General features: G+C 73.4%; 19 protein-coding genes and 2 pseudogenes. 7 read left to right on the forward strand and 14 right to left on the reverse strand.

What is annotated here, in order from left to right; all coding sequences use genetic code 11:
* Window positions 1–232: 232 nt before the first annotated feature.
* Window positions 233–1,711, reverse strand: coding sequence for an aminotransferase class I/II-fold pyridoxal phosphate-dependent enzyme (locus tag ACSUPV_RS39750; protein ID WP_031118730.1), 1,479 nt, complete (start codon window positions 1,709–1,711; stop codon window positions 233–235).
* A 70-nt stretch (window positions 1,712–1,781) separates the two neighbouring features.
* On the reverse strand, window positions 1,782–2,003 hold the full coding sequence (locus tag ACSUPV_RS39755; protein WP_359788610.1) for a hypothetical protein: 222 nt from the start codon (window positions 2,001–2,003) through the stop codon (window positions 1,782–1,784).
* A 268-nt stretch (window positions 2,004–2,271) separates the two neighbouring features.
* Between ACSUPV_RS39755 and ACSUPV_RS39760 the strand changes: the two genes are divergently transcribed.
* The 5 genes from ACSUPV_RS39760 to ACSUPV_RS39780 all read left to right on the forward strand — a co-directional run bounded on the left by ACSUPV_RS39760 (window position 2,272) and on the right by ACSUPV_RS39780 (window position 5,904).
* The gene (locus ACSUPV_RS39760; RefSeq protein ID WP_037758321.1) at window positions 2,272–2,706 is read left to right on the forward strand and encodes an ATP-binding protein; all 435 of its coding nucleotides are present in this window, start codon (window positions 2,272–2,274) and stop codon (window positions 2,704–2,706) included.
* 199 nt (window positions 2,707–2,905) lie between these two features.
* The gene (locus ACSUPV_RS39765) at window positions 2,906–3,769 is read left to right on the forward strand and encodes an RNA polymerase sigma factor SigF (protein WP_031118733.1); all 864 of its coding nucleotides are present in this window, start codon (window positions 2,906–2,908) and stop codon (window positions 3,767–3,769) included.
* Window positions 3,770–3,794: 25 nt separating this feature from the next.
* On the forward strand, window positions 3,795–4,058 hold the full coding sequence (locus tag ACSUPV_RS39770) for a DUF5133 domain-containing protein (RefSeq protein WP_031118734.1): 264 nt from the start codon (window positions 3,795–3,797) through the stop codon (window positions 4,056–4,058).
* A gap of 549 nt (window positions 4,059–4,607) precedes the next feature.
* Window positions 4,608–5,441 carry a DUF1206 domain-containing protein gene (locus ACSUPV_RS39775; protein WP_436949708.1) on the forward strand — a complete coding sequence of 278 codons (834 nt, stop codon included), beginning with the start codon at window positions 4,608–4,610 and terminating at the stop codon, window positions 5,439–5,441.
* 28 nt (window positions 5,442–5,469) lie between these two features.
* A complete protein-coding gene (locus tag ACSUPV_RS39780) occupies window positions 5,470–5,904 on the forward strand; it encodes a hypothetical protein (protein ID WP_031118736.1) in 435 nt (144 codons plus the stop codon).
* A 16-nt stretch (window positions 5,905–5,920) separates the two neighbouring features.
* Here ACSUPV_RS39780 and ACSUPV_RS39785 read toward each other — a convergent pair whose 3' ends face one another.
* The 9 genes and pseudogenes from ACSUPV_RS39785 to ACSUPV_RS39825 form a co-directional block, all read right to left on the reverse strand.
* Window positions 5,921–8,161 (reverse strand): FUSC family protein, encoded by a 2,241-nt coding sequence (locus tag ACSUPV_RS39785; protein WP_436949709.1) that lies wholly within the window; start codon window positions 8,159–8,161, stop codon window positions 5,921–5,923.
* Between the two features lie 91 nt (window positions 8,162–8,252).
* Window positions 8,253–9,626 (reverse strand): NAD(P)/FAD-dependent oxidoreductase, encoded by a 1,374-nt coding sequence (locus tag ACSUPV_RS39790; RefSeq protein ID WP_031118738.1) that lies wholly within the window; start codon window positions 9,624–9,626, stop codon window positions 8,253–8,255.
* A gap of 208 nt (window positions 9,627–9,834) precedes the next feature.
* Window positions 9,835–11,562 (reverse strand): PP2C family protein-serine/threonine phosphatase, encoded by a 1,728-nt coding sequence (locus tag ACSUPV_RS39795; protein WP_436949710.1) that lies wholly within the window; start codon window positions 11,560–11,562, stop codon window positions 9,835–9,837.
* A pseudogene (locus ACSUPV_RS39800) lies at window positions 11,559–12,248 on the reverse strand (SpoIIE family protein phosphatase); the annotation flags it as partial. The gene ACSUPV_RS39795 and the pseudogene ACSUPV_RS39800, both read right to left, overlap by 4 nt.
* Before the next feature lie 545 nt (window positions 12,249–12,793).
* Window positions 12,794–13,208, reverse strand: a pseudogene (locus tag ACSUPV_RS39805) (ATP-binding protein); the annotation flags it as partial.
* Window positions 13,208–13,648: an anti-sigma regulatory factor gene (locus tag ACSUPV_RS39810; RefSeq protein WP_031118741.1), complete on the reverse strand. Its 441-nt coding sequence runs from the start codon at window positions 13,646–13,648 to the stop codon at window positions 13,208–13,210. The pseudogene ACSUPV_RS39805 and the gene ACSUPV_RS39810, both read right to left, overlap by 1 nt.
* Window positions 13,648–14,067 carry an STAS domain-containing protein gene (locus ACSUPV_RS39815; protein WP_031118742.1) on the reverse strand — a complete coding sequence of 140 codons (420 nt, stop codon included), beginning with the start codon at window positions 14,065–14,067 and terminating at the stop codon, window positions 13,648–13,650. Before ACSUPV_RS39815 ends, ACSUPV_RS39810 begins: the two co-directional genes overlap by 1 nt.
* The gene (locus ACSUPV_RS39820) at window positions 14,064–14,951 is read right to left on the reverse strand and encodes an STAS domain-containing protein (RefSeq protein WP_031118743.1); all 888 of its coding nucleotides are present in this window, start codon (window positions 14,949–14,951) and stop codon (window positions 14,064–14,066) included. Before ACSUPV_RS39820 ends, ACSUPV_RS39815 begins: the two co-directional genes overlap by 4 nt.
* Window positions 14,952–15,216: 265 nt before the next feature.
* Window positions 15,217–15,618 carry an STAS domain-containing protein gene (locus tag ACSUPV_RS39825; RefSeq protein ID WP_031118744.1) on the reverse strand — a complete coding sequence of 134 codons (402 nt, stop codon included), beginning with the start codon at window positions 15,616–15,618 and terminating at the stop codon, window positions 15,217–15,219.
* Between the two features lie 338 nt (window positions 15,619–15,956).
* On the opposite strand from ACSUPV_RS39825, the gene ACSUPV_RS39830 reads away from it, so the two are divergent.
* A complete protein-coding gene (locus ACSUPV_RS39830) occupies window positions 15,957–16,328 on the forward strand; it encodes a hypothetical protein (RefSeq protein ID WP_031118745.1) in 372 nt (123 codons plus the stop codon).
* A 39-nt stretch (window positions 16,329–16,367) separates the two neighbouring features.
* On the opposite strand, the gene ACSUPV_RS39835 is transcribed toward ACSUPV_RS39830, so the two are convergent.
* Together ACSUPV_RS39835 and ACSUPV_RS39840 are read right to left on the reverse strand one after the other, a co-directional pair.
* Entirely contained in the window at window positions 16,368–16,802 is a 435-nt protein-coding gene (locus ACSUPV_RS39835; RefSeq protein ID WP_031118746.1) for an ATP-binding protein, read from the reverse strand.
* A 116-nt stretch (window positions 16,803–16,918) separates the two neighbouring features.
* Window positions 16,919–18,817 (reverse strand): AMP-dependent synthetase/ligase, encoded by a 1,899-nt coding sequence (locus ACSUPV_RS39840; protein WP_436949711.1) that lies wholly within the window; start codon window positions 18,815–18,817, stop codon window positions 16,919–16,921.
* Between the two features lie 152 nt (window positions 18,818–18,969).
* Here ACSUPV_RS39840 and ACSUPV_RS39845 point away from each other — a divergent pair, with 152 nt between their 5' ends.
* The gene (locus tag ACSUPV_RS39845; RefSeq protein WP_031118748.1) at window positions 18,970–19,203 is read left to right on the forward strand and encodes a DUF6480 family protein; all 234 of its coding nucleotides are present in this window, start codon (window positions 18,970–18,972) and stop codon (window positions 19,201–19,203) included.
* 27 nt (window positions 19,204–19,230) lie between these two features.
* On the opposite strand, the gene ACSUPV_RS39850 is transcribed toward ACSUPV_RS39845, so the two are convergent.
* On the reverse strand, window positions 19,231–20,319 hold the full coding sequence (locus ACSUPV_RS39850) for a glutamate--cysteine ligase 2 (RefSeq protein WP_037758336.1): 1,089 nt from the start codon (window positions 20,317–20,319) through the stop codon (window positions 19,231–19,233).
* Window positions 20,320–20,355: the final 36 nt, after the last annotated feature.

Raw genomic sequence — 20,355 nt, forward strand, 5'->3', positions numbered from 1 at the left:
TTCAGCGGCTGGCGGGCCCCAGGGCACCTCGGCGTGCGCGACTTTCCGGGGCATGAAAAAGCCCTGGCTGGACGGGGGAAACCAGCCAGGGCCGTAAACGGTGGTGCGCGGAGGACGCGGTCGACTCCGTCACCACGTATGAATGAACGGTAAACCATCCTCGGGGCGTGCGCGAAGCCCGAAGCGGGACGCGTGACCTGTTTCACGTCGGACTCACGACTTCACGTCGGACTCATGACGCGTCCCCGGCGACGACCCGGACCGTCTCCAGGTCGGGGTCCGTCGGGTCGGGCAGATGCATGCCCGCGTCCAGCCCCGTGCGCAGATACGCCAGCACCGGCTCGGTGAGGCGCTCACCGGGGAGGACCGCCGGGATGCCCGGGGGATACGGGGTGATCATCTCCGCCGCGACGCGTCCCGCCGCCCGCGCCACCGGCACGTCCTCGGCGGGCCCGAAGAAGGCGTCGCGGGGCAGCACCGCCTGCTCCATCCGCAGCTCCGCGGGCGACGGCACCGCCACCCGCGGCGCCCGGGGCAGGTCCCGCGCGACGCGCGCGAGGTCCCGCAGCGCCTCCAGCAGCTCCCCGGTCGTCTCCCGGTCGTCGCCATGGGTGATCTGCGCGCCGATGCGGCGGTGGTCCACCAGATGCGCGTCGATCTGCCGGTGCTCCCGCAGCCAGTCCGCCGCCTGGAAGCCCGTGATGCCCAGCCCGGCGAGGTCGATGACGCCCGGCAGCGGATCGAGGTCGTCGGCCAGACCCGGGCCGCAGAAGTCGTCCCGGCCGTTGACGTGCAGTCCGTCGATCCCCTCGATGGCGGCCCGCACCTCGGCCGCGAGATCCAGCGCGCCGCCCATCAGCTCCTTGCCGTGCAGCGCCATCTGCCGCCGCCAGCCGTCCAGGCCCGCGAAGATCAGCGACGACGGACTGGTGGTGCCCAGCAGGTCCGCCCGCATCCCCAGCAGCGCCGGCGGGACCAGATCGCCCTGGAGGTGGAAAACGGAGCCCTGCTCCAGGCCGCTGCCCATCTTGTGGATGCTGGTCACACAGATGTCCGCGCCCGCGTCCATCGCCCAGGACGGCAGGTCGGGATGGAACGGCAGGTGCGCGCCCCAGGCCTCGTCCACGATCAGCGGCCGCGAGCGCCGGTGGCACACCTCGGCGACCGCCCGCAGATCCGCGCAGCCGCCGTACGGCGTGGGGCTTGTGATCAGGGCTCCCCGCGCGTCCGGATGGGCCTCGAAGGCCCGGTCGAAGTCCTCGGCGGACGGCGGATGGGCCAGATGCCGCTCGGCGTCCCAGCGGGGCTCGACCCAGACCGGCTCGACACCGGAGATGATCAGGCCCGCCACCACCGACTTGTGCGCGTCACGCCCGATCAGCAGCTTCTCGTGCGGCCCCGCCACCGACAGCATCGCCGCCTTCACCGACAGGGAACTCCCGCACGTGCTGAAGAACGTGTGCTCCGCGTGCACCGCGTCGGCCATCAGCTCCTGCGCCCGCTGCAGCACCCGCCCCCGGGTGAGCCGGTCGTCCAGACCGCCCGAGGCGAGCACGTCCCCCAGGAACACCGCGTCACCGAGGACCTCGCGGACCTCCGGGTCGGCGCCGCGGGCCTGCTTGTGCCCCGGCGGCGTGAACGACAGATGCCCCTTGCGGCGGTACGCCTCCAGGGCTTCCAGAACCGGTGCTCGGGTGTGGTCGACTGTCATGCGCACCGGGTTCCCGGCACCGGCCCCCGCAATCAGCCCCGGCCGCGTGACCGGCCCGGCCCCTGCCCGGTCAACCCTCCACGGTGTGTTTGCCCGGGGTCAGGATCTCGTCCAGCACCGTCAGCACCGCCTCGTACGACATCCGCCGCACCGCCGCGTCCCGGGCGCCCTGCGGGTCGGTCGCCCCCAGCTCCTCGCTCCTGCTCCGCCACGAACGCTCCTCCCGCACCGCGCAGTCCCGCGCGCGCTGGATGCGCCGCAGCAGTTCATCGGAATCCACCACATCCATCATGCGCTCCGCGTACCCCGCCGGGGCGCGGAGATGGCACCGACTCACGGCCGTTCGAGGTGTTTTCGCGGCTTCGGCGCCCGCCGGAGGTTTGCAGGTGCGGGGAGAGGTCAGCCGAAAGGAGAGACCCGCGGCGCTCGCGCGGTGCGCGCCCCGAACGCCGCGGCAGGTTGAGGAAGCAGCGGGTCCGCGGGCCCAGGCGTGCCCGTGCGGCGGCCGCGGAACGTGCTCCGGATCCGGCTTCCGTCTTCACCGACCAGGGAGCTGCAGGATGTGCGAGGAGCACATGATCGAATCTCTATTCGAGCCGCCCGGCGCGAACCGGGTCCGGCCGCGCAAACCCGCCGAGGCGCGCCGGGCCGTGGAGCGAGCCGTGGCCGAACGCTGCCGCGCCACCCACACGCCGTGCGACGCGGACGCCCTCTCCGACGCGCTGCTCGTGGCCTCGGAGCTGACCACCAACGCGATCCTGCACGGCGGCGGCGTCACCGACTTCCAGGTCGACGTCGACGGCCCCGGCGTGCGCGTCTCGGTGAGCGACCGCAGTGACGAACTGCCCGTGACCCCTCCCCGCCGCGACCCGCACGGACGGCTGCGGCACGGCGGGCACGGCTGGCCCATCGTCTGCCGGCTCGCCCGCGACGTCCGCGTGTCGGACCTGCCCGCCGGCGGCAAGTGCATCACCGCCGTCGTACCCCTCTCCTGAGCAGGCGTGCCACGGCTCGCGGCAGATTGCACAGCAAAGCGGAGTTTGTTCCACCGGTGGCAGGGCAGACGCAGTTTCGTGCTTCGGACCGGAGGCGCGCCAGCGGGAGCGGTATGACTGCCCCGGAGGCCGTCGAGGCGATCCGGGCGTGACCCTCCCGCGGTAAGTCCCTGAAACGACCGTTCAGGAGCGAATCCGCATGCTCATCGAAACGCCCACCAACCGTCCCGGCACGCCCGAAACGCCGACCACCGCCCCGCGGCGGCGTCACGACGACGCCCCCGACACGGCGGCCCTCTTCGCCCGGATGGCCGAGCTGGAGGAGGGACCCGAGCGGGAAGCCGTCCGCGACGAACTCGTCACGCTGTGGCTCCCCATGGCCCACCGCATCGCCGGCCGCTTCCGCGACCGCGGAGAGTCGATCGAGGACCTCCGTCAGGTGGCCGCCCTGGGACTCGTCAAGGCCATCGACCGGTTCGACCCGAGCCGGGGTGCCTTCGAGAGCTACGCCGTGCCCACCATCACCGGCGAGGTCAAGCGGCACTTCCGGGACCGCATGTGGGCCCTGCGAGTCCCCCGCCGAGTGCAGGAACTGCGCAACAAGGTGCGGGTGGCCCGCCGGGAACTCACCCAGAACCCGGGCAGCCCCGAGCCCTCCGTGGCCGACATCGCCGCCCACACCGGCCTCACCGAGGAAGAGGTCGGCGCCGGGCTGGAGGCCCTGGACAGCTTCAGCACCCTGTCGCTGGACGCCGAGCTCTCGGCCGACGACGACGGCTACAGCCTCGCGGACACCCTCGGCGCGGCGGACTCGTCCTACGACGTCGTCGTCGACCGCGAGTCCGCCAAGGAGGGCCTGCGCCGCCTGCCGGAACGCGAGCGGGCCATCCTCTACATGCGGTTCTTCGAGGACATGACCCAGAGCCGCATCGCCGACCGCCTCGGCATCTCCCAGATGCACGTCTCCCGCCTCATCAGCCGCAGCTGCGCCCGCGTGCGCGACGAGGTCCTGGGGCAGCGGACGGGCAACCGGGGCACCGGCGGCACCTCCACGACGGCCTGACCCCCGACCCCGAGGAGCGAACGACATGCTGAGGCCCCATCCATCCGTGCTGCGCCGCCTGGTCGACGAGTACGAGGCGCTGACGGCCGCCGAGGCCGCGCGCGGACCGGCCGAGCAGAACCCGCGGGTACGCGACCTGGCGTACACGCTGTGCGTGTCCACCGGAACCCGGGACGTCGGGCGCGCACTGGAGGCAGCGCACCAGTGGCTCGCGGCCGCACCCGCACCGGCCGGCGAGACCGCTGTCCTGGCCGGCGGACAGTACGTCCCGGTCACGGAGAACGCCTGACCGGAGTGTGTCTCCGGCGCGACGGGGAAGGCGAGAGGCCGACCAGGGTCCGGGCCGACGGCGGCAGCCGTCGGCCCGGACCCGTCTGCCAGGTGCGTGACCTGCCGGCCCGGGCCCGCGTGTAGGCACGTCCTGCGGCCCAGGCCGCCCGGGACGTCGCCCAGGTCACCGTGCGCGACGTGGAGAGCGACCCGGTGTTCACCGAGCCGGCCCCGGCGGGCCATCCTCGAGGCCGGCAGCAGGGCCTGCCACAGCGTTCCGCTGACCACCGCCTCCGGGCCCTGCGTCGGCATGGTCTCCGCCCACCTGGACCGCCCCCTGAGAGGCCTGACGACGACCCAGACCGAGGCCCTCGGCACCGTGGGCTCCACGCCCAGGGCCGCGCCGACCGGGGCTCGCGACTGCGGCGGTCCTGAACCCGGTGACGGACGCGACGCCGCCGCACACCCGAGGACACAGGTCCCGGACCTGACCGGAATCCCCTGGTCCGGAGGCCGGGCCGGGTGTGTGGCGGCCGAGCCGGGGCATCCGGAGTGCCGGGAGGTCGACATGGACACGAGTGCGTTGGCACAAGGTCGGTTCCGGGCCCGGCGAGCGGCGCGGGGTTCGGTGACCGAGGGGGCGGCGCGGGCGGGCCTCACCGCCCGGGGCGTGATCTATCTGCTCGTCGGTGCCCTGGCCCTGCAGATCGCCTTCGGCGACACCGGCGAGCAGGCCGACCGCGGGGGAGCCCTGGCGGAACTGGCGCAGCAGCCGTTCGGCGCGGTGCTGCTGTGGGCGCTGGGCATCGGGCTCGTCGGCATGGCCCTGTGGCGGCTGTCCGAGGCGCTCTTCGGCTCCGTCGGACAGGACGGCCGCAGCGCCCGCAAGCGGTTGCTGGCGACGGTCCGCTTCGCCTTCTACGTCTTCGTCGCCTACTCCGTGCTGTCCTTCGCGACGAGCCGCGACCAGAGCGGCGGCTCCAGCGACCGGCAGTCCCGGGACGCCACCGCGCGGGCCCTGGAGCTGCCCGGCGGCCAGTGGCTGGTCGGCGCGGCCGGGATCGCGATCGTCGCCGCGGGCGGCTGGATCGGCGTACGGGCGGTGCTGCGCAAGTACCACGACAAGCTCCGGCTGGGGCAGCTGAGCCACCGCACCCGGCAGCTGGTGGACGTCACCGGCGTGGCCGGCGGCGCCGCCCGAGGGCTGGTGTTCGCCGTGGCCGGCGTCTTCGCCGTCCGCGCCGCCGTCGACTACGAACCCGACCGGGCCAAGGGCCTGGACGACACCCTGCGCAGCTTCGCCGACACCCCGCTCGGCCCCTGGCTGCTGGTCTGCGTCGCGGCCGGGCTCGTGCTGTTCGGCGTGTTCTCCTTCGCCATGGCCCGCTGGCGACGCGTCTGAGCCGCGTCGTGCGGGGAACACGATGCGAATGAGCGATTCCGAGATTCCGCATGGCGACGGCCGGCCCGTGGACATGTACCTGGACCTCCTGCGCATCCGGATGGACACGGAGGACTACCGCCTCCTGATGCGCGTGGTGGAACCGGTCCTCGAGGCGATCGAGGAAGAGCGCCTGTCCAGCCTCGACTTCGCGCTCGACTCCGGGGGCGGCGACGAACTGCCCCAGGAGGTCCGTGACGAGGTGGCCCTCGTCATCGCCACCGCCGTCACCGGCCGCCTGGACAACGAAGTGGTCGAACTCGACGTCGACGAGACCGGCCCGGTCAGGATCGTCACGGACGCGAACACCGCGTCCGACCCGGCCCGCCTCGGCGAGATAGCCGACTACATCAAGGAACGGCACCGGCAGACCGAGGAGCTGCGGGGCATCGCCGAGGTGAGCGGGCTGCCCACCGACTTCTGACCGGCAGCGGCCCGCCTCACTTCCTGGGCGCCGCCACCGGCACGCCCAGCGGCCGGGCGAGGCCCACCACGGCCTCGTCCAGCCGCTCCAGGTGCCGCAGCACGCGGTCGGTGATCCGCCCGTAGCGCGGCGTGCCGGCGTCGGAGCCCAGCAGCGAGGCGATGCTCGGCCCGGTCTCGACCTCGGCACCGGCGTGCTCGTCCGCGACCCGGGCGGCGATCGTCCCGATGTTGCGCACGGTGCGCCCGGCGGCGCCGCGCAGCCGTGGGTCCGCCGCGATCGAGGGATGCGTGGGCAGCAGCTCGGCGGTCGCCGCCAGGGTCCGCGCGTGGTACGCGCACGTCTCCAGCAGCGCCACCACGTACCGGGCGGTGTGGCGCCGGGCCCGCAGCGGCGTGACCGGGTGGGTCAGCGGCTGTGTGGCGGCCCGCAGGTCGGCCAGCGCCTGGTCCAGGTCGCGCGCCTGGTCCAGCAGGTCGTCCGCGGGCCCGCCGCTGAGCTGGCCGACCGCCGCCTCCGTGACGGCGGCCAGCCGGTCCAGCACGGTGCCGAGCAGCTCGTTCGTACGGCGGTCCGTGCGCACCGGCAGCACCAGCGCCGCCGCGACCACCCCGCAGGCCGCACCGAGCGCCGTCTCCTCGACCCGCAGCACGAGCACGTCGAGGCTGTAGGTGTGCAGCAGCGTGTACAGCAGCCCGAGCATCGCGGTGACGAAGAACGACATCAGCGTGTACGACAGCGGCGCCACATAGAACATCGCGAAGATCAGCACCAGGACCAGCGCGAACGCCGTCCAGGTGTGCTGCCCGACCAGACCGGCCAGCACGATGCCGGCCACCACGCCGAACACCGTGCCCAGCAGCCGCCGGTAGCCCTTGACCAGGATCTCTCCCGTCGAGGCGGTGTTCAGGAAAACGATCCAGCACGTCAGCACCGCCCAGTACCAGCGCTGCGTGGACAGCAGCTCGCCGCCCACGATGGCCAGCGTCGACCCGACGGCGACCTGCACGGCCGCGCGCGTGGTGGGCCGCCGCAGACCCGTCTGCTCGTCCTGCGCCGCCTCCTCGCCGCCGTCGATCGCGGCGTCCTCGGCGTCCAGCTCCTCCCGGGAGCGGGCGGTGGCGGGGGAGTCGTCCGACTCGTCCTGCGGGCCGTCCAGCGCGATCCGCAGCCCCAGCACCGCCCGCGCGGCCTCGCCGATGCCCCGGAAGACGTCCTGGACGGCGCTCGGGGCGGGGGGCAGGTTCTCCTCGTCCCGGTAGCCGAGGAGCCGGTTGCGGACATGGGCCAGTGCGGTGCCCGCGTCACCGCTGCCCGCCCGCAGCACGAGCGTGCGCAGTGCCCGCAGATCACGGCGGAGCGTGGCGGTGGCCTCGTCCGGCAGGGCCGGCTGTCCCACCGACGGGGCGGGCGCGCCCGGCAGGTGCAGGGTCAGCGTGTCGGCCCGTTCGGCGCTGCGGGCCGACAGCAGCAGCAGACCCAGCCGCTCGGCGGCGATCTCCGCGTCCGCGATCCGGCGCTGCACCAGCCGCGCCACCGACTCGTCGGGCGTGCCCTCCTCCAGCCGCGCCTGGATCATCATCGCCGTCTCGTGCAGCCGGGCGGTGCCCTCCCGCACGGCGTCGAGCGCCTTGTCCATCTCGTCCGCGCCGGCGTCCAGCAGGTCGAGCTGCGCGGACACCAGCTGCGCCAGCCGGGCCCGGAAGGCCATCCGCAGCCGCAGCAGCACGCCCGCGGGGGTGGCGGGCACGACCGCGAACCGCATCACGGCACTGGAGGCGAACGCCAGGGCGATGGCGCCGCACAGCACGGGCAGCGCCGAGACGGTGGCGCCGACGAACAGGGACAGGAAGTAGACCTGGAAGCCGATCAGCCCCAGCGCGGTGCCGCGGTCACCGAACCGCCTGCCGTAGACCGCGCAGAAGATCAGGACGACGAAGAAGACGTCACCGACGAGGAGACGCGCGTTCAGCACCGCGCCCAGGGACACCGATGCCAGCGCCACCGGCAGTCCCAGCGCCAGGGTCACCGCCTGGGCGCCGAGCTGCTTCTCCCGGATGGCGAAGGTGGCGACCATCGCCGCCATGGCCCCCGCCACCAGATGGTGCACATCGGCCCGCAGCAGGGAGAGCACGGCCAGGGTGAGGGCGATGGCGCCGACCGTCCGCAGTCCGGCCGTCAGGCGCAGCAGCCCGGGGTCGGAGGCCGCGATCCGGTTCCGCAGTCGTGTCCGCACCGAGCGTCCCGCTGCCCTCACGCCGCCGCACTCTCTCCCGACTCGCCCTCACACCAAGATCCGCACCTCAGCATGTCATGCCACGAGCGGAGGCTCCCGTCCGGGCCGGGCGCTACTCCTGCCGGCCGGTTCCCTCGACGTGCTCCCGGACCTGCTCCGGCGTCAGATAGGCGTCCGTGTACTCGAAGTCCTTCAGCCGGGCGGCCTTGCGGGCCTGGAACCCCGTGCGGACGAAGTCGTCGCCCGCGACCGCGTTGAGCAGCCAGTTCGTCATCACTCGCGTCTTGGCCACGTTGGTGCGCAACGCCGACCAGTGGTACCCGCGGGCCACGGCCTGGGCGGGCAGGCCGCGCAGTTCGATGCCCAGCGGCTTGGAGACCGCGTCGGTGCCGCCCAGGTCGACGACGAGCCCGAGGTCCTTGTGCACGTACGGCTTCATCGCCTGGCCCCGCAGCGTCGCGATGACGTTGTCGGCGACGTGCCGGCCCTGCCGCAGCGCGTGCTGCGCGGTGGGCGGGCACATGGCGCTGTCGTCGCCCTTGGCCAGGTCGGGCACGGCGGCCGAGTCGCCGAGCGCGAACACCCCGTCGTTGCCGGGCAGGTTCATCTCGGGGGCGACCGCCAGCCGCCCCTTCACCGTCTCCGCGCCGAGCGTGGCGATGAGGGGACTGGCGACGACCCCGGCGGTCCAGATGAGCGTGCGGGTCGGGACCACCCGCCCGTCGGTGAAGGTGACCTCCTCCGGACCCGCCTTGGCGATGGAGGTGCCCAGGGAGATCTCGATGCCCCGCCGGCGCAGGATCTCCTGTGCGCTGCTGCCGAGCTTCTCACCGAGCTCCGGCATCAGCTTCGGCGCGATGTCGATCAGATGCCACTTGATCAGCCCGGGGTCCAGCCGCGGGTAGCGCTTGACGGCGGCGTGCGTCAGCCGCTGCAGGCACGCCGCGGTCTCGGTGCCCGCGTAGCCGCCGCCGACCACCACGAACTGCAGCCGCGAGGCACGCTCCTCGGGGTCCTGGCTCGCGTCGGCCAGGTCCAGCTGGGAGATGACGTGGTCACGGATGTACGCGGCCTCGGCGAGCGTCTTCATCCCGAACGCGTGCTCCGTCAGCCCCGGGATGTCGAAGGTCCGGGTGATGCTGCCGGGGGCCAGCACGATGTAGTCGTACGGCTCGTTGACGATCCGGTCGGTGATGGTGCGGATGACGCACACCTTCGCCTTCAGGTCGACGCCGATGGCGCCGCCCGGAATGATCCGCGTGCGGTACTTCTTGCTGCGGCGCAGGGAGACCGCGATCGACTGCGGTGTCAGCACCCCGGAGGCGACCTGGGGGAGCAGCGGCAGGTAGAGCTGGTAGGCGAACGGCGTCACCAGCGTGACGTCGGCCTCGTCCGGGGAGAGTTTCCGTTCCAGACGGCGGACGCACTCCACGCCGGCGAAGCCTGCGCCAACCACCAGGATCCTGGGTCGTGTCACGGTGTTCATCCCTTTCTGCGGCTCCAGGCGGTCTGCCTCGAACGCCTTTCGACTGCCCCTGGATCGCTGGTTCGCACCCCTTCGATCCCACCGCTTGCCCGACGGGTACGCCAGTCGGACGTGGCAGGCAGACGAACGCGTCGATCACCACCATGCCCGCACCGTGGCCGAAAAGCACCAGGCGGGAGTGAAGAACGCGTGCACACCGGGCCCGCCGTCAGGAGGCGGCGTCCCCCCGGAGGTGACACAGCAGCAGGCACACGTCGTCGTCGCGCTCGGAATCGCTCAGCAGCGGATGCAGGATCCGGTCCGCCGAGCCCTCCAGGTCCGCGTCCAGCTCCCCGGAACGGAACCCGCCGAGCGCCGTGGCCAGCCGCCCGATGCCCGGGTCTATGCCCTGCGCGCGCCGCTCCACCAGGCCGTCGGTGTACAGCGCGAGCGTCGAGCCGGGCGCCACCCGCACCGTGTGGTCGGCGATCTCCTGGGTGAGCGGGATGCCGAGCATGGCGCCGGGCTTGGCGTCCAGGACGCGCACGCTGCCGTCGGCCAGGCGCAGCACCGGCGGTGGATGCCCCGCGGCGGCCCAGGTCAGCGTGGGCTCGTCCGGGTGGAACCGGGCGATGACGGCGGTGGCGTACAGATCCGGCTGCAGATGGTGCAGGAACCGGTGCAGCCGGGTCAGCAGCCGGCCCGGGCTGTCGCCGTCGACGGCGTACGCCCGCAGCGCGGTGCGCAACTGGCTCATCATGACGGCCGCGTGCAGCCCGTGCCCGGTCACGTCGCCGACGACGGTGATCAGCCCGCCGTCCCGCTGGGGGAAGGCGTCGTACCAGTCACCGCCGATGTTCAGCCCGTGCGTGGCGGGCAGGTACCGCGCGGCCAGGCTGAGGCCGGGCGTGGCCGGCAGATCCGTGAGCAGGGCGCGCTGCAGCGTCTCGGCGATGTCGCGGTTGTGCTCGAAGCGCCGCGCGTTGTCGATCGCGATGCTGGCCCGGCGGGTCAGCTCGATCAGCATCACCGCGTCGTCCGGGTCCCAGCGCGCACCGGGCGGTGACAGCGTCAGCACGCCCAGCGGCGCCCGCCGCGTCGGCAGCGGCACGCACAGCAGCGGCCGCGTGGGATCCAGCGCGGACGGCGGCTGGTCGTCGACCCCGGGCAGGTTGCCGGGATGGTCCGCGGCGTACTGGGGCCGCCCGGTGCGGGCCGCGACCACGGCGGCGGCCGGATGCGGCGCCGAGCGGTGCTTGTCGTCCTCGTGGTCGAACAGCCAGACGTCGACGCTGCTCGCGTACTCCGGCACCAGCAGGTCCGGCAGCCGCCGCACGATCTCCTCGTGGTTGAGGGAGGCCGTCAGCACGGCGCTCGCGTCCGCGAGGAACGTCAGTCTGCGGCGGGCGCTCTCCGCCTCGTTGCGGGCGCTGCGCTCGGCGGCGAAGGCCTCGCGCTGGGCCCGGCCCGCCGCGTCCAGCTCGGCGTGCAGCGCCAGGACGCCCTGGTTGGTCTGGTGCAGCTCCTCGCGGTGGAAGGCGACCAGATCCTCCTGCTCGGTGAGCTTGTCCAGCACCACGGCCGTGTCCTCGTCGGCGCCGAGCAGCGCCTCCGCGAGGGCGGCCGGGTCGTCGGCGACGCTGCCGCCCTCCGCGGCGTGGGCCGCCTCCGGGCAGGGGACCGTGACCTCCCAGGGCGGTTCCCCGGCGGCGCACGCGTCCGGCGACGGGGTCACCACGGCGTGCAGCAGGCCCTCCTCGGTGGGAGACCCGGCGAGGTTCAGGGTGAGCACCCAGGTGCCGCCCTTGGTGAGGCACTGGCGCAGCTGGGCGCTGAGGGCGGTGGCCAGCCTGGTCCGTTCCAGGGTGGGCACGCCGTAGGCCGCGGCCAGGCGCGCGAGGGCGATGCGGGCGCGGGCCGCGTCGGTGACGGTGGTGATCTGCCAAGTGCGCATCATGGGCGGTCCGGCGGGGTCGGAGTCAGCACGGCCACGGCGGTGTCGTCCCGCACCGGCCGGGCGGGACTGCTCGCGTCGCGTATCGTCACGGCGGCCGTCACGGCCGGATCGGCCGTCGCCAGACCGGTGTCGGTCGGCGGCGTCCAGCGGCTGGGCAGCCCGTCGGTGTGCAGGATCAGCAGCCGGTCGGGCGCCCAGTCGGCCTCCTCCTCGCGGAGGGTGGTGGGCCGGTGAACGCCGACGATCCCGGGCCGCGACAGCAGCGGACGCCAGGTCCCGTCCGCACGCAGCCGCGCCCCCACGTTCCCAATGCCGGCGAACCGCAGCCGCCCGGTCCGCAGGTCGAGCTGGGCCACGGCGACGGCCGCGCCGCGGGTGCCCTTCAGCGCGTCGTGGATGCGCCGCAGCGACTCGGCGGGGGAGAGGCGGGCCCAGCGGTGCAGCTCCGCGACCGCGGCGGACGAGGCACGGGCGGCCTCCGGGCCGTGTCCCAGCCCGTCCGCCAGCATCAGCGTCACCCGGTCCCCGGACCGCACCCACGTCCACGCGTCACCCGAGTACTCGGCTCCGCCGTAGGGGATGTTGACGCCTCCGGCCCGCACGTCGCCGACGGACGGGCAGGCCTCGCCCGCCGCACCGACCCGCCCCACCGGCCCCGGCACGCCCACGCCCACCGACGGGCGACCCCACGGCGTACGGCGGTCCGGCTGGTTCTCCGGCATGCCGCGGGCGGGCCCGTCGTGCGGCAGTCGGCGGTCCCGCGGTGTACGGCGGTCCGGCTGGTTCTCCGGCATGCCGCGGGCGGGCCCGTCGTCCGGCAGTGGGCGGTCCCACGGCGCACGGCGGTCCGGCTGGTTCTCCGGCACGCCGCCGGCGGGCCCGTCCTCCGCCAGTGCGCGGTCCCACGGTCTGCTACGGCCCGGCTCGTTCTCCGGCACGCCGCTGCGAGCGGGCCCGCCCTCCGGCAGGCCGGCGCCCCGTACGGCACCGGACCCGGCCGCGTGCCCCGTCAGGCCGTCGCACGCCACGGCGGCCACCGGCGACTCCGCGCGCGTCTCGCTGCCCGACCCGGCACCCGGCCACGGCGGGCCACCGGCGCGCGGGCCCTCGGGCCAGGCACCGGTGGCCCGCGGGCCACCACCCGGCGTGTCCGGCCCCGGGCCCCCGGACAGCCCGTCGGCCCACACCGTGACCGCCGAACCCACGGTGGCGGCACGCCCCCGGGGCGTCGTCCCCACGCGGGCCACCGCGACCGTTCCGCGGCCCGGCGTGCTGTGCAGGCCGAAGTCGTCGGCGAGACGCAGACACGTGCCGAGACCGGCCCCGAGCGAGCGCGTCGTGGAGTAACCGTCGCGGACGGCCGTGGGAACGTCGGCGATGCCCGGCCCGTGGTCGATCGCGGCGATCTGCACGACCCGGGCCCGCGTCCGGCCGTCCCCCGGCTCGGGCGGGTCCACGACGTCGATGAGCACCTGCCCGCCCTCGGCGTGCTTGAGCAGGTTCGTGGCCAGCTCGGTCGCGACCAGCGCGGCGGCCGCGGTACGCCGCTCGTCCAGCCCGGCCAGCGCGGCCGCGCCCTCGGCGGCGACCCGCGCGTCGCGCACCCGGGTCGCGTCGCGCACCGGGACGTCCCACACGCGCGGCATCAGACCTCCTCGCGCGGACGCGGCGGCTGGGCCGCCCAGCAGGTCACCCGGACCGTGGTGCCCGCGCCCGGCGTGCTCTCGATGTCGAACTCGTGCACCAGGCGCCGCGCCCCGCTCAGCCCCATCCCCAGCCCGCCCCCGGACGTGTAGCCGTCGCTCAGCGCCTGGTCCAGGTCGGCGATGCCCGGCCCCTCGTCCGAGAAGGCCAGCCGGAGCCCCTGGGTGGCTCCGCTGCTGACGTGCCTCGCCTCCATCTGTCCGCCCCCGCCGTGCACGAGGGTGTTGCGGGCCAGCTCACTGGCGGCGGTGACGAGCTTGGTCTGCTCCACCAGGCCGAAGCCGAGCCGGGCGGCGGCCTGCCGCACATGCTGTCGCACCCACACCAGGTCCATGTCCGACCGGATGGGCAGGCAGGCCTCCACGCCCGCGGCAGTGTGCATCACGGACTCTCCTGACGCGGGCCGCCGGGACGGGTCACCGGGGCCTGCCGCGCGAGGAGCTCCATGCCCGCCTCGGTGCTGAGCGCGGTGCTCAGGCCCGGCAGCGTCAGACCCAGTTCCACCAGGGTGATGGCGACCGCCGGGCGCATGCCGGCCACCACGGTCCGCGCCGCCAGCAGCCTGGACTGCGCGGCGATCTCGGCCAGCACCCGGCCGAGGAAGGAGTCCACGATCTCCACGCCGGAGATGTCGATGAGGACACCGCGCACCCCGGTACGGGAGATCGTCTCCGACAGGTCCTGCTGGAGCTGCTGCGCCGTGCTGTCGTGCAGATCGCCCTGGAGCGTGACCAGCAGGACGTCGCCGAGCCGCAGCACCGGCACGTGGCCTGTGGTGGGACGGGAGTACGCCTCGCTCACCGCTGACCCGCACCCGGGTTCACGATGTCCGCGCCCAGCTCGTGCAGCGCGTAACCCAGCGCGTCGGCGAGACTCGCCCGGGTGATCACGTCCAGGTCCAGACCGAGATGGACGATGGTCTGCGCGATGGCGGGGCGGATGCCCGAGACGATGCACTGGGCGCCCATCAGCCGCGCCGCGGCGACCGTCTTCATCAGGTGCTGCGCCACCAGCGAGTCGACCGTCGGCACACCGGTGATGTCCAGGATCGCGAACCGGGCGTGCTGGTCGACCACGGCGTTCAGCAGGGTCTCCATCACCACCTGGCTGCGGGCGCTGTCGAGCGTCCCGATCAGCGGCACGGCCACGATGCCGTCCCACAGCCGGATGACGGGCGTGGCCACCTCCAGCAGCTGCATCCGCTGCCGGTCGCTGAGCGCCTGCCACTCGCTCAGCGCCGACTGCATCGCCACCAGCCGCAGGGTGCCCATCAGCACGGTCAGCGTGGTCGAACACGCCCGCAGGTGCTCGGGCGGCGCCTGTTCCAGATCGGCGGCCAGCAGGTTCTCGACGGGCGGCCGCAGCGCGGCCAGCTCGCTGGAGACCTGGGTGTTGGACAGCCCCGCCCGGGAGCGCGCCGCGCCCATCCGGGACAGCTGCTCGCGGACCTCGCTGAAGCCGGCGGCGTCCGGGTCCTCCACCTGGTCCGAGTCGGCCACCTGGGCCAGCGCGTCCACGACGACCTTGCCCGCCTCCACCGCCTCGTCGCGCGAGACGGTGAACACGGTGCGGAACAGGGGCTCGTCCGCCCACCGCTGGGCGATCTGCTCCCGCCGGCGGTGCAGGAAATCCCTGACCTCGTGCGTGGGGGTGGCGAGCTGTCCGTCCGCTTCGTGCTCCGGCACCTGGTTCTCTCCTCATCCGCGTTGCGTCGACCGAACCCGCTTCAGGCAACGAGACGGCGTTGTGACACTTGCCGGGCGACAACTCTAACCATGCGCCGACCTCGTACGACACCGGATCCGACGCACGCGATCCGGTTGAGGGTGACGGCGGTTGGCCACCGCCGTCACCACCGCGCGAGGGGGGCGGGCCGCCGTCCGGGCAGGGCGGAGCGAGGGCACCGGGCCGCCGGTTCCACAGGCGCCGTGCCCCGGGGCACCCGGTCCGTCAGGCGCCCTGTTCCCCCGGCTCCTCGGGGGTCTGCGGCCCTTCGTCGACACGGGCCAGGGCCTCGTCCACGCTCTCCGATATCGGCACCGTGATGCTGACGCCGGTCAGGTCGAGGACGCGCCGCACGGCCGGGGTCGGGCCGATGACGTGCACGCTGCCGGCGTTCTGGCGGGTCTCCTGGTACACGCGCAGGATGATGTTCATGCCCGACGAGTCCATGAACGGGACGGACGACAGGTCGAGCAGGAAGTGCTGTCGGCCGTGGTGGAGTTGGTTGGCCAGATGGGCCTGGAACTCGGTCGCGGTGTCGACGTCCAGGTAGCCGTCGACCGTGATCAGGGCCACGTCCTCCCTGGGCAGCTCGACTTCCACGGACAGCGGGTTCTGGGCGAGGGGCACGGGTACCTCCAACATGTGCTACGGCCTGGGCTGGTCACCTCCGGGGGTGACCGCGGTGCGGGGCGACGCCGGTCGTGTCGCGGACTCGAGTGCCGTTTCTCATGTGCCTCCCTTCGCGGCAGGGCTCCGATTTTCACCGCGCCCCCGCGATTACCCCGGAAACCGCCCTCCATTCCCCCCGATCCGAACATCGACGGGGACCGCCCGCGTCGTACGGTGCGGGCGGGTGCCCCGAATGCGCTTGCGGCAGGAGGGTAATTGCTGCTGTGGAGCAGGCGGTCGGCAGTCGTCCGCCAGAGCTCGAGCGATCCGCACACCGCCAGGGAGGATGGGACAGCGTGGCCATCGACAGAATCTGGTCGTACGCGCCGGCAAGCGGTCACACCGAGGGACAGGACCTGACCGGGTTCACCGTCGCCGCGACCGACGGCACGATCGGGCACGTGGACCGCGAGGCCGCCCCGCACGGCATGCGGCATCTGGTCGTCGACACCGGCGTCTGGGTGTTCGGCCGCAGTGTCCTGGTGCCGGCCGGGGTCGTCACCGGCATAGACACGCAGGCCCGGAAGATCACTCTGGCCTGCAGCAGGGGAGACGCCAAGGCGGCGCCCCGATTCCAGACCGACAGCGAGACCAGGGACCGGGAGTACCTGACGGCCGTGGGCGACTACTACCACCGCCTGCCGCCGCGCGCGGCGACCTCGGTCTGAGCCGGGCACGGGCGCCCCGCGCCCGTGCCGCTCCCGGCTTCACCAGGGGAGGAAGACGTGCACGTCCTTGCCCCGGTCGTCGGTCACCACACTCACCTGGTCGCACAGCGTGTGGATCAGGTGCCAGCCGATGCCGCCGCCACCGCTGCGCGGATCGAAGGGGCGCGGGGCGGGCTCGGTGGTGCTGGTGTCGTGCAGGACCACGTGCACCCCGTCGAAGGTCCGGCGCATCCGCAGGGCGAACGGCCCCGGGGCGTACTGGACCGCGTTGGCGGCCAGTTCCGTCACCACCAACAGGATGTCGTCCCAGTACTCGGGGGCAGAGGGCGGCGAGGAGCGTGCCAGATCACGCAGGAACTCCTCCGCGGCCAGCCGCGCACCCGTCACGTCGTGCGGCTCGCCCACGAAGCTGTTCGTGCGGCTCGGGATCTCCTCGGAGGTCAGTGCGTCATCCCCACGCGGCTCGGTTGACATATCGCCTTTCCGGCCCGGCGTCAGCAAGGGCTGTCGTCAGGGCTGTCGTCCTTTCTCTTGCGTCGCCACTGTTGCGTGTTCCCGAGGGGGCGAGGCCTACGCGTCCGAGCGCGTGCTCAGCGGAACACGCTGTCCGAATCGTCCCAGTTCGACGGTTCGTTCACCGCGCTCGCCCGCCCGGGACGCCTGCGGGACAGGTACATCGCGTCGATCTCGGAGGCGTAGTGCCGCACGATCTCGTCCCGGCGCAGCTTCATCGACGGGGTCAGCAGCCCGTTGGTCACGTCGAACGGCTCCGGCAGCACCCGGAACACCCGGATCGACTCCGACGGGGACACCGCGCTGTTGGCCGCGGCCACGGCCCGCGCGACCTCCTCCCGCAGCGCGTTCTCCTCCCGCGCCTCCCGCATCTCGCCCTGCAGGGCCAGCGCCGCCCGCCAGTGCGCCAGGAACTCCGGATCCAGCGTGATCAGGGCACCCACACACGGCCGGTTGTCGCCCACGACCACCGCCTGGTGGATGAGCGGGTGCATCCGCAGCCGCTGCTCCAGGGCGAGCGGGGCGACACTCTTGCCGCTGCTGGTGACGATGATGTCCTTCTTGCGGCCGGTGATCGTCAGGTAGCCCTCCGCGTCCAGCTGCCCGAGGTCCCCGGTCGCCAGCCAGCCCCCGCGCAGCGCGGCCCGGGTGGCGGCCTCGTCGCCCACGTACCCCTGGAACACCGACGGGCCCCGCACCAGGATCTCCCCGTCGTCGGCCACCCGGATCTCCGTGCCCGGCAGCGCCTGCCCGACCGTCCCGGACTTCTCCCGGCCCAGCGGCTGCATCGTCACCCCGCCGGCGGTCTCCGTCAGGCCGTACCCGTCGTGCACGTAGATGCCGATGCCCTCGTAGAAGAGGGACAGGTCGCGGCTGAGGGGGGAGCCGCCGGAGGTCGCCCGCCGCACCCGGCCGCCCAGCGCGGCCCGCAGCCGGCGGTACACCGTGCGCTCGTACAGGGCGTGCTGCAGCCGCAGATCGAAGGCGGGCCCGCGGCCCCGGCCCAGCCGCTGGCGTTCCAGGGCCGCGGCGAAGTGCCGCGCTGTCTCGGCGGCCCGCTCGAAGAGCCCGCCGTGACCGCCCTGCTGGGCCGTGCGCAGGAAGTTCTTGTAGATCTTCTCCAGCACCGAGGGGACCGCGTAGAGGTACGTGGGCCGGAAGGAACGCAGCGCCGACGACAGCGCCTCGGCGCTCAGATCGGCCTGGTGCCCCATCAGCAGGCCGCCGCGCACGCACAGCCCCTGGATCATCAGCCCGTACACATGGGAGAAGGGCAGGAACGCGAGGACCGAGCCCTGCTCCCCGCGCGGAGCCGCCGTGTGCCCCCAGCCCGCCAGCAGCGTGTCGCACGGGCCGGCCAGATTGCGGTGGCTCAGCGCGCAGCCCATCGCGTGGCCGCTGGTGCCGGAGGTGTAGGCGATGACGGCCGTGGAGTCCGGCAGCACGATGCGGCGCATCGAGTCGACCGTGGCGAGCGGGATGACCTCCCCGCGTGCCGTCAGCTCCGCCAGGGCGCCCGCGTCCAGCTGCCAGACGTGGCGCAGCAGCGGCAGCGACGCGCACACCGAGCCGACGGTCATCACGCCCTGCTCGTCCTCGACCACCACGGCCACGCAGCCGGAGTCCCGCAGGATCCACTCCACCTGCTCCCGCGACGACGTCGGGTACACCGGGACGACCTCGGCGCCCACCGTCCACAGCGCGTAGCACAGGACCGTCCACTCGTACCGGGTGCGCGCCATGATCGCCACGCGGTGGCCCGGCGCGATCCCGGAGGCGATCAGGCCCTTGGCCACGTCCACCACCTCGTCGCGCAGCTCGATCGCCGTCACCTCCTCCCAGACCGCGGAGGCGGGGTCGGTGCGGCGGGCGAGCATCGGCCGGGTGGGGTCGCGGTCCGCCGCCTCGAACACGCTGTCGGCGAGCCCGCCGGTCAGCGGGGCCACGGCCGGTGGAGCGAGGGCGACATCACGCATGCACTGCTCCTGACATGTACGGGGTGTGACATTGCCGACGGGTACCGTCATCGGCGCGGTGCTCGAATGTAGTCGAGGCGGGACTCTCCGGGTCGGGAAATACGGAAGTGAGACCTCTGATGATCCGGGCGTGATCGGGGGACCCGGACGACATGAGTCACATCAATCCCGATCCCGAACCAGAACGCACCCCCGGCCTGGAGCCGGGCGGCGGCGTACCGCCGGGCGAGACCCCGCCCGCGGAGAGCAGCTTGCCCGAGGCGGGGCCCCGGGAGACCCACAACCCGCCCAAGGGCTGGGCCAAGGGACCGCTGGCGCTGATCATCGTGCTCGTGGTGCTGATCGCGGCGTTCTTCCTGGCCTACGCCCTCGTCCTGATCCTCTGAACCCGCGCCCGGGAAGGGCGGGGCGCCTCACGCCTGCGTGTGGCGGACGCACTCGGTGACGACGTCCCGCAGGCTCCCCGTGCGCTCGAACAGCTCCCGCTGCACCTGGGCGCCGTTGCCGTCCCGCAGCAGTTCCTCGCACCCGGTCCGGGCCCGCTCCAGGTCACCGGTGTCCGCGAGGGCCTCCTCGACGTGGTCCAGCAGGGCCCGCACGACGGCTTCGGCGGGCATGCGCCGCATGGTGGCGGGGTGCAGCAGCTCGCCCGCGAGACCGGACCGGGCCGCCTGCCAGTCGGCCAGCCGCAGCAGGCTGACACTGTGGTCGAGCGGCTCCCGCCCGGCCCGCCACTCGCGCGCCGCGGTCTCCACCAGCCCGCGGACCAGGGTGGCGACCAGCACGGCCGTGCCCGCGTGCAGACAGACGTCCGAGACCCGGATCTCCACCGTCGGGTACCGCTGGGACAGCCGCGCGTCGAAGTAGATCATCCCGTCGTCGAGGAGGGCGCCGGTGGCCACCATGTCCGCGATCAGACGGTGGTACCGCTCCGCCGAGCCGAAGATCTCGGTCGGGCCGGCCGACGGCCAGCGCAGCCACACCCGGCTGCGGTAGCTGCTGTACCCGGAGTCCTTGCCCTGCCAGAACGGCGAGTTCGCGCTGAGCGCCTTCACGACCTGCAGCCAGGGCCGCACCCGGTCGATGACCGCGACGCCCTCCTCGTCGGAGTCGACGGCCACATGCACATGGCAGCCCAGGACGAGCTGCTCGCGGGTGGCGATGCCGTACTGGTCCGCCATCCACTGGTAGCGCCGGTTGACGCCGACGGCGGGGCTGACCGGCAGCGGGGAGGTGGCGAGCGCCGCCACCGTGCAGCCGATCTCCCCGGCGTGCCGGGCGGCCTCCTTGCGGCAGCGGACGATCTCCGCGCGCAGGGCCTCCATGGACGACTGCGGATGCGTGGCGAACTCCAGCATCTGCTCGTGGAGTTCCTTTTCGAACACGTCCTGTTCCGCGTCGTCCTGCGCGGCCCGGGCGAGCACCGCCGCGGACAGTGCCCGCGGGTCCCCGGTCTCCGGATCCACCAGGAGGAGTTCCTCCTCCACTCCGACGGTGCGCACCCTGATGCCCGCCCTTCCCTGCCTGCCGCGTCGACC

Origin of the sequence: Streptomyces sp. SudanB52_2052 (genome assembly GCF_964272415.1) — a bacterium.
GTDB classification, from domain to species: Bacteria; Actinomycetota; Actinomycetes; order Streptomycetales; family Streptomycetaceae; genus Streptomyces; species Streptomyces olindensis.

Coding starts and splice junctions, on each gene's coding strand:
- ACSUPV_RS39810 (WP_031118741.1), bottom strand. CDS start 13,648: ATGCACACTGCCGCGGGCGTGGAGGCCTGCCTGCCCATCCGGTCGGAC.
- ACSUPV_RS39780 (WP_031118736.1), top strand. CDS start 5,470: ATGAGCGATTCCGAGATTCCGCATGGCGACGGCCGGCCCGTGGACATG.
- ACSUPV_RS39795 (WP_436949710.1), bottom strand. CDS start 11,562: ATGATGCGCACTTGGCAGATCACCACCGTCACCGACGCGGCCCGCGCC.
- ACSUPV_RS39775 (WP_436949708.1), top strand. CDS start 4,608: ATGGACACGAGTGCGTTGGCACAAGGTCGGTTCCGGGCCCGGCGAGCG.
- ACSUPV_RS39845 (WP_031118748.1), top strand. CDS start 18,970: ATGAGTCACATCAATCCCGATCCCGAACCAGAACGCACCCCCGGCCTG.
- ACSUPV_RS39790 (WP_031118738.1), bottom strand. CDS start 9,626: ATGAACACCGTGACACGACCCAGGATCCTGGTGGTTGGCGCAGGCTTC.
- ACSUPV_RS39755 (WP_359788610.1), bottom strand. CDS start 2,003: ATGATGGATGTGGTGGATTCCGATGAACTGCTGCGGCGCATCCAGCGC.
- ACSUPV_RS39765 (WP_031118733.1), top strand. CDS start 2,906: ATGCTCATCGAAACGCCCACCAACCGTCCCGGCACGCCCGAAACGCCG.
- ACSUPV_RS39835 (WP_031118746.1), bottom strand. CDS start 16,802: ATGTCAACCGAGCCGCGTGGGGATGACGCACTGACCTCCGAGGAGATC.
- ACSUPV_RS39750 (WP_031118730.1), bottom strand. CDS start 1,711: ATGACAGTCGACCACACCCGAGCACCGGTTCTGGAAGCCCTGGAGGCG.
- ACSUPV_RS39770 (WP_031118734.1), top strand. CDS start 3,795: ATGCTGAGGCCCCATCCATCCGTGCTGCGCCGCCTGGTCGACGAGTAC.
- ACSUPV_RS39840 (WP_436949711.1), bottom strand. CDS start 18,817: ATGCGTGATGTCGCCCTCGCTCCACCGGCCGTGGCCCCGCTGACCGGC.
- ACSUPV_RS39760 (WP_037758321.1), top strand. CDS start 2,272: ATGTGCGAGGAGCACATGATCGAATCTCTATTCGAGCCGCCCGGCGCG.